The organism is Protofrankia sp. Cj3 (assembly GCF_917627355.1).
Taxonomy (GTDB): Bacteria; Actinomycetota; Actinomycetes; order Frankiales; family Frankiaceae; genus Protofrankia.
The window spans coordinates 1-7,384 of the sequence record NZ_CAKJTR010000220.1; the positions used below are offsets into that span (position 1 = coordinate 1).

A 7,384-nucleotide genomic window follows, 5' to 3' on the forward strand; every position below is an offset into this window, starting at 1 on the left:
TGCGACGAGTGCCGCGCGCAGGTCGACCGGATCGGCACCCGGTCGGATGGTGACCTTCCAGTCGCCGGAGTGGGACCGCTGCACGGTCACGAACGGCGGCTGGTTGGACGGGGTGCGCCACGGGCCATGGTCAGGCGGAATGATGGGCATGGGTCTCGCTCCCTTGGCATGAAGGGTTGGGATCAAGGTCCCGGTGTGGTGTTAGCCGCACCCACCGGGACCGCCGTCTTCTTGACGGTTGCCTAGCTCGTGTCGAGTCTGCGGGACGCCATAGGCAACCGTCAAGTACTCTGCTGTCGTGCATCACCTCATGGGCGCCGCCGAGATCGGAAAACGACTCGGGGTCAGCCGGCAGCGGGTGAGCCAGCTTGCGCAGGACCCGACGTTCCCCAAGCCCGTTGCCGACCTCGCCGCCGGCCGGATCTGGGAAACCGCGGACGTCGAGCGCTGGATTGCCGAACATCGACCCGACACAACCGGCGACAACCGCAAGTGAGCGCGGCGGAGCCCGCGCCACCACTGATTCACGCCGCCTTGTCATCGCCAACACGCCCACAGAGCCGATCGACGTAGGCGGTGAGCGCCGTCCGCGGTATCCGCCGCGACCGGTCGATCACCACAGAATCGATCAGCCCCGCCTTCATCAACTGATAGAGCTTCGCGCGACTCACCCGCAGCTCAGCCGCCGCTTCAGCCGGGGTGAGAAGAAGGGCTCTGGTGCACTTTCGGTGGTGACGGACCGTGGTCTTCAGTGAGGCCTGACGCCGGAATGCGGCTGGTCCGCTTGGTGGATATCGGCATTTTCAGTGCACTGTTGGCCTCGTCGGCTTCGGGGACGTCGAGTGCGGCGTAGATGTCTCGGGCTGATCGCCAGTGCTCGCGGGCGGTGTCGTGGTTACCGAGATCGTCGAGGGCACGACCGAGGCCGGCGTGGGAGCGCGCCTGCTCGTAGCTGTCCTGGGTGGCGAGCGTCAGAGTGAGCGCCAAAGCGTGGTGGTGACGGGCCTGCTCCGGGTGACCGATGGTATGGAGGTGTTCCGCCAGTCCGTTGTGCGCGCGGGCTTGGCCGTTACAGTCGCCGATCTCTTCGTACAGATCGAGGGCCTGCCGGTGATGACGTTCGGCATCGTCATGGCGGCCCTGCGCGTGGTGGACGAGGCCAAGGTTGGTCAGGGCGTCTGCCTCGCCGTTACGGTCAGGCAAAGTCAGATAGAGGGCGAGGGCCCGCCGATGGTGATCGACCGCGAGGGCGTGGTCGCCCTGGTGGCAGTAGACATTGCCGAGATTGCCCAGCGTGTGGGCCTGTCCGCGTGTGTCGCCGGTCAGCCGGTGGAGCTCAAGCGCCCGCTGTTGGTGGTCAATGGCCAGGATGTAGCGGCCCTGCCGCCAGTGGACATGGCCGATGTTGCCGAGAGCGCGAGCCTGGCCCCGCCGGTCGCCGGTCTTCTGGCACAGGTCGAACGCGCGCTGGTTGTGGGTGAGGGCCTCGTCGTAGCGACCCTGCCGCCAGTAGATGATGCCCAGGGCGGTGAGTGCCCTGCTCTCACCCCGTTCGTCACCGATCATCTGGAAAAGCGTGAGCGCCTCCCGGGCATGCACGGCGGCGTCCGCGTACCGTCCCTGGTGCCGGCTGATACTCGCCAGGCTGGTCAGCACATGGGCGTGCTGAGCATGGTCGCCGAGGGTTCGGGCGGCGTCGCGGGCATCGGTGTAGAGAGCGGCAGCCTCAGTCAGATGGGCGCCGAGGTCAAGGTACCGAAACAGGATCGCGGCCAGATCCAGGGCATGGCGCCAGCCGTGCACGTTCGCCTGAGCGGCGACGCGCACCAGGTTGGCGCGTTCGAGATCAAGCCAGTGCCGCGCGCCCTGCCGATCGCCGCTCCACCGCGGCTGCACGTAAAGGGGCCGCACCTGCGGCAGATGATCAACCTCTGTGGGGAAAAGCGTGCGGACCGCCGCCGCGGCGGTGGATACATAGTGGTCGAACAGGACGCCAGTCGACTGGAGACACAACGATTCGGAGTCCTCGTCGCCGGCGCGTTCACGAGCGAAGGCTCGCACAAGGTCGTGGAAGCGGTAGCGATCCCGGCCGGCTTCGAGAAGAAGGTGAACGTCCAGAAGATGTTCACACGCCCGATCCGCCTGGGCCGGTGTGACGCCGGTGAGCGCGGCCGCGGCGTGCGTGTCCATCTCCACGCCGGGATGAAGTCCGAGACGGCGCAGCATCCGCTGGGCTTCGCCGGTGAGGTCGCGGTAAGACACGGCGAAGGCAGCGGCCACACCGCGTTCGCCGTCCGCCAGCGCGGCGAGCCGGTCATGGTGGTCAGCCAGCCGATCAGCCAGATCCGCGACCGACCACGCCGGCCGGGTACGTAGCCGCGCCGCCGCGATCCGCAACGCCAGCGGGAGCCTCCCACACAGGTCGACCAGCTGCGTCGTGGCGTCGTCCTGACCAGCGAGCCGGTCGGCGCCCACCACGGCTGTGAGCATGTCACGGGCCCCCTCCGGGGACAGGACCGCCAGATGCCACGAGCGTGCCTCGTCCAACGCGGCGAGACGACGGCGACTGGTAACGATCACCAGACATCCGGATGCCGCGGGGAGCAGCGGAAGAACCTGCTCCGCGGAACGCGCATTGTCGAGAACGACCAGGGTCCGCGTGCCCGCTAGCCGCCCCCGGTACAGGGCAGCCCTGGCGTCCAGAGCAGGGGGGATCTGTGCACCGGGCACGCCCACACGACGCAGCAGTTCGCCTAGCGCGGCGTCAGGTTCGATCGGGTCGACGGACGGTGTCGCCCCGTGCAGGTCCAGAAACAGGCACCCGTCGGGGAACCGGTCAGCGAGATCGTGCGCTACACGCAGGGCAAGCGCCGTCTTGCCGACCCCTGCCATCCCGTGCACGGACAGGACCACGGACGCGCCAGCGACAGCCGCATGGCAGGCCGCTTCGGCACCGGACATCAGTTCGGCGATCTCCTGTTGCCGGCCGGTGAAGAACCGTGTGGCCGGGGGCAGCTCCCGCGGCGGTGAGACGACGTCCGCCCCGCCGTGCAGCGGGCGGCCACCCGGGAATGAGACACCGGGGAACGGTGGTGCCACTGTGGGCACGGCGGATCCCCGGATGGTTGCGCCCAGGCCCGACAGCAGCGTGGCCGCGGCGTTCTCCTCGTCGAGACCGACCAAGTCGATAGTCACCAAGCCCGCTAACAGACCTGGAGGGGAACACTCGTCCACTTTCACCGGGACCAAACGGACACGTCGGTCGGTCGGGTTGACGATACTCTGCCACGGTAGCGACGCCCCGCTCTCGGCCAGATAGCTCTCGCTCAGCACGAGCACCAGGTGATCCGCCCGGACGAGGGACTCATTCAACCACCGCAGGCGGTTCACGCCCGGCACCGCGTACCATCCTTCCAGCAGCGGCTCGAATCCCCCCGCCTGCATCCTCCAAGCCAGCCATTCGGCCCACCGTCGATCGGAGGCCGCATGACTCACCAGCACCACCGGTGAATCCTGTGCCGACGTGCTCGCCTCCATCGATCAAGTGTGGCACTCATGACCATCGCGATGACGGGCGCCAGTGCCCGCACGATGAGGTATGCGCACCCCGGGGAGGGACCACGGACCGGCCCGATCACCCATAAAGATGCTGGTCAGAAGCCAGACAGAAGAATCCGGGACGAACGTTCAGCCAGATCACGTTCGCCATCCATGATCCCGATGAACGACAGGTGTCGTCCTGGCGTGGCCGCACTGTCGGTGACGAAATGTGCTGGCTTCGACGCGGTATGCGAGTCGAGCATGCCGCCGAGGATCACATAGAGCGCCTCCACCTGGGCAGGCGCAAGCCGATCCACCATCCGGTACACATCGCACACATGCAGTGCGGGCGTCATGGTTGCCAGCGTAGTCCGCTCGATCGGACAGGTAGCGCGTGCAAGACGGTCGCGCCCCCCGTGCGACTTGCAGGCATGATGATCATATCGCTACCGCCGAGTCGTGCGGCGTGTGCAACGCGAGTATGGACCAAGTATCAGCCCGGCTACCTGAAAGCGCTGGTGAGAAGCCAGCGGCGAGACCGGCGCGATTGGTACCACCCCTGGGCTGCGCACGTTGGCTTCGTCCGCCTTTCTGGGTTTTTTCTGCTGGTAGACGGGTTACCGGAGCACGCGGGTTCGGGTGGTGGGGTGGTGTGGGATGCTGATCGTGTGATCGGTGGGGGCAGCGGCGCGCACGGTTCTTCGTGTCATATACGGCTGTGGACCGCGAGTGGGCCGAGTGGATCGCTTGGATGTTGGAAGACGCGGGGCATCATGCGCTGATCCAGGCGTGGGACTTCGGGCCCGGTTCGCATTTCGTGGGTGAGATGCAGCGGGCCTTTGAGGGTGGCCGGCGGACGGTGGCGGTGTTGTCGGCTGCCTATCTGACGTCGGCGTTCGCGTCGGAGGAGTGGCAGGCCTCGTGGGCGGCCGATCCGGCTGGTGCGGAACGTCTGCTGTTGGTGGTGCGGGTGGAGGACTGCGACCGGCCGGGGTTGCTGCGTCAGCTTGTGTCGGTGGACCTGTTCGGCATCAACCGGGCGGAGGCAAAGCGCCGGCTGTTGAAAGCGATCGAGACGCACCGCGGGAAACCTGATATAGAGCCGACCTTTCCCGCAGCCGCCGGTCAGAGCACGGTCGCGCCGTTTTCGCCGTCCGCCAGTCGTGCGCTGCCGGTTGCGGCGGTGCGGTCGGCGTATGTGGAGCAGGTCCGTCAGATCGCCCCGCCCCGGCTGGTTGGCCGGGAGGCAGCGCTTGCCCGGTTGGCCGTGTTCTGCACCGCTTCCGACAGTGCGGCGGGTTCGTATGTGTGGTGGCGGGCGGCGGCGTGGACGGGGAAGTCCGCGTTGCTGTCGAGTTTTGTGCTTGATCCCCCGTCTGGGGTACGGGTGGTGTCGTTCTTCATCACGGCGCGTTTCGCGGGGAACAGCGGCCGGGCCGCGTTTGTGGAGATTGTCATCGAGCAGCTTGGGGACCTGCCGGGTGAGACGGTGCCGCCGTTTCAGGATCAGGGCCGTCGGGAACGGCTGTGGTTCCACTGGTTCGCCGAGGCTGCCGCGCTCTGCCAGGAGGGTGGGGAGCGGCTAGTGCTGGTCGTTGACGGCTTGGACGAGGACCAGGGTGTGACCGGACCCGCGGCGCACAGCATCGCCGCGCTGTTGCCTGCCAGTCCGCCGGACGGGGCACGGGTGGTGGTCGCGGGCCGCCCGAACCCGCCGATCCCCGCCGACGTGCCCCCCAGCCACCCGCTCCGCAATCCGGCGATCATCGAAACGTTGGGCAGGTCGGAGCATGCGGCGACGATCAAAGCGGACATGCAGGCCGATCTGTATCGGCTCCGGACCGGTAGCCCGTTGGGGCGGGATCTGCTGGGGTTGGTGACCGCTGCGGGTGGTGGTCTGTCCGGCCATGACCTGGAAGAGCTCTCCTCCGACCCGGACGTCACCGCATGGGATATCGACTGGCTCCTGTCGACGGTCACCGGCCGGAGTTTCACCAGCCGTGCCGCCCGGTGGAAACCGGCCGAGGGTCCGCGGGTGTATCTGCTGGGCCATGAAGAACTTCAACAGGACGCTGTCCGCTCCTATGGGCCCGTCAAACTCGCAGCCTACCGCAACCGGTTGCACGGCTGGGCGCAGAACTACCGTGAACGGTGCTGGCCGACCGGCACCCCGGAGTATCTCTTGCGCGGCTACTACCGGCTGCTCCTGGCAACCGGCGATATCAGCCGCGCGGTGGCCTGCGCCACCGACCTTGAACGCCACGATCGGATGCTGGACCTCACTGGTGGTGATACCGCCACCCTCGCCGAGATCACCGACGCTCAGAACAACATTCTTGCTGGGCCTTCTCACGACCTGGCTCTCATGGCCCGACTCGCGGTACACCGCCAGCGGATCGCCGACCGCAACAGTAATATTCCCACCGATCTACCCGCCGTCTGGGTTGCCCTTGGCCAGCCGGCCCGCGCCGAACAACTCGCCCGTGCCATCACCGACCCGTACCGGCAGGCGGAGGCGTTGGCCCGGCTGGCGGGGGCACTCGCGCAGGCCGGCGCACACGACCGCGCCGAACAGACCGCTGCCGCCGCCGAACAGACCGCCCGCGCCATCACCAACCCGTACCGACAGGCCGAGGCGTTGGCCCGGCTGGCGGAGGCACTCGCGCAGGCCGGCGCACACGACCGCGCCGAACAGACCGCTGCCGCCGCCCTTGCTGTGGGCGACTGGCGTAACCTGCCGTTCGCTGAAGTAGGGAAGATCAGCCTGAAGGTGCTAGAGGCGATCGCTGATGCGGCGGTCGGGGAACAGCCTCAACCCGCTGCGCCCAAGCCATGAGGCATGTGCAATACGGGGATCGACCACAGACCGGCACGATTCATTATAAAGGTGCTGGTCAGCAGCCTGAGAGCTGCGCAAAGCCGATCGAGTCGTTGTCGACATACACGGTCCGGCATTCCGGAGCGATCCGCTGGGCAACCTCATGGGTGTTGTTCGCACCGGCGATGCCCGTGCCGAGGTCGAGGAACTGCCTGATGCCCGCCTGGGCGGCCAGGTAGGTTACTCCGCGGCGGAAAAATGCCCGGTTCTCCCGGGCCGCGATAGAGATCGTCGGATACAGCTCGACAAATTACCTGCCGAGTTCCCGATCAGCCGAATAGTTATCCTTGCCACCGAACCAAAAACCGTAGACACGGGCTGCATACGGTACCGCCGTATCGATCCCCGCAGTCGCCGGGCCGGGTCGGCTACGGCGGAAACCCTCTCCGGCTAGCCAGCTCCCGACCCACCTGCTGCGGCGCGCGGCTCGCGTACAGGCAGCAGGTCGGCCGTTGCAGCCTGCACAGGCACAGCGGACGCGGCCGGCTGGGCACTCATCACATTCTCCCCTTGGTGCCACCTGGCAGGGACTGAGCGTCACCGCCGGGTTCGCGGACAGGACTGGCCTCCATGTCCCACCGATGGCGAGACAGAAGGCCAGGACATCGACGCTTGAGATGCGGTTTCGCCAGTACGGGACCGAGACTCACCAGGCGGGATGAGCCTGCGACCGGGTCGGTACCAGCCATCGAGCGCACGCAGGCCATCCACCACTCGTTGCAATAACACAGGATGGTCCACGAAAGCGATCGAGAACGGGGCGTCCGGCACACGACCCGCCGTCCGCCTGTCCAGCGCCTCCGCCGGACCGGGAATGGTTCCCACGGACTTCAGCGGTTGCGCCGGCTGTATTTCTGCCCGTAATTGTGCCCACACCACCTTGCCGCCGCTCCTCGGCCGATACCAGCCGCGCCGCATGCTGAGGGCCTCGACCAGGAACAACCCACGTCCGCTTTCGGCATCGAT

The 7,384-nt window shown here is 67.1% G+C and carries 5 protein-coding genes and 1 pseudogene; 2 read left to right on the forward strand and 4 right to left on the reverse strand.

Features of this window, described 5'->3' with window-relative positions; translation table 11 throughout:
* Window positions 1-310: 310 nt before the first annotated feature.
* On the forward strand, window positions 311-496 hold the full coding sequence (locus tag MJ783_RS20655; RefSeq protein WP_239312886.1) for an AlpA family transcriptional regulator: 186 nt from the start codon (window positions 311-313) through the stop codon (window positions 494-496).
* Between the two features lie 28 nt (window positions 497-524).
* Here MJ783_RS20655 and MJ783_RS23775 read toward each other — a convergent pair whose 3' ends face one another.
* The 3 genes from MJ783_RS23775 to MJ783_RS20670 all read right to left on the reverse strand — a co-directional run bounded on the left by MJ783_RS23775 (window position 525) and on the right by MJ783_RS20670 (window position 3,896).
* Entirely contained in the window at window positions 525-671 is a 147-nt protein-coding gene (locus tag MJ783_RS23775) for a hypothetical protein (protein WP_370651744.1), read from the reverse strand.
* A 19-nt stretch (window positions 672-690) separates the two neighbouring features.
* Window positions 691-3,537 carry a tetratricopeptide repeat protein gene (locus MJ783_RS20665; RefSeq protein WP_239344513.1) on the reverse strand — a complete coding sequence of 949 codons (2,847 nt, stop codon included), beginning with the start codon at window positions 3,535-3,537 and terminating at the stop codon, window positions 691-693.
* Between the two features lie 116 nt (window positions 3,538-3,653).
* Window positions 3,654-3,896, reverse strand: a complete 243-nt coding sequence (locus MJ783_RS20670; RefSeq protein ID WP_239312889.1) for a hypothetical protein — start codon at window positions 3,894-3,896, stop codon at window positions 3,654-3,656.
* Window positions 3,897-4,243: 347 nt separating this feature from the next.
* Here MJ783_RS20670 and MJ783_RS20675 point away from each other — a divergent pair, with 347 nt between their 5' ends.
* Window positions 4,244-6,376 (forward strand): TIR domain-containing protein, encoded by a 2,133-nt coding sequence (locus tag MJ783_RS20675; RefSeq protein WP_255724434.1) that lies wholly within the window; start codon window positions 4,244-4,246, stop codon window positions 6,374-6,376.
* Window positions 6,377-6,434: 58 nt separating this feature from the next.
* On the opposite strand, the pseudogene MJ783_RS20680 reads toward MJ783_RS20675, so the two are convergent.
* Window positions 6,435-6,959: pseudogene (locus MJ783_RS20680) on the reverse strand (SAM-dependent methyltransferase).
* Window positions 6,960-7,384: the final 425 nt, after the last annotated feature.

Excerpts from the sequence above, each read along its gene's own strand:
- MJ783_RS20655 (WP_239312886.1), top strand. The coding sequence starts at position 311 with ATGGGCGCCGCCGAGATCGGAAAACGACTCGGGGTCAGCCGGCAGCGG.
- MJ783_RS20665 (WP_239344513.1), bottom strand. The coding sequence starts at position 3,537 with ATGGAGGCGAGCACGTCGGCACAGGATTCACCGGTGGTGCTGGTGAGT.
- MJ783_RS20670 (WP_239312889.1), bottom strand. The coding sequence starts at position 3,896 with ATGACGCCCGCACTGCATGTGTGCGATGTGTACCGGATGGTGGATCGG.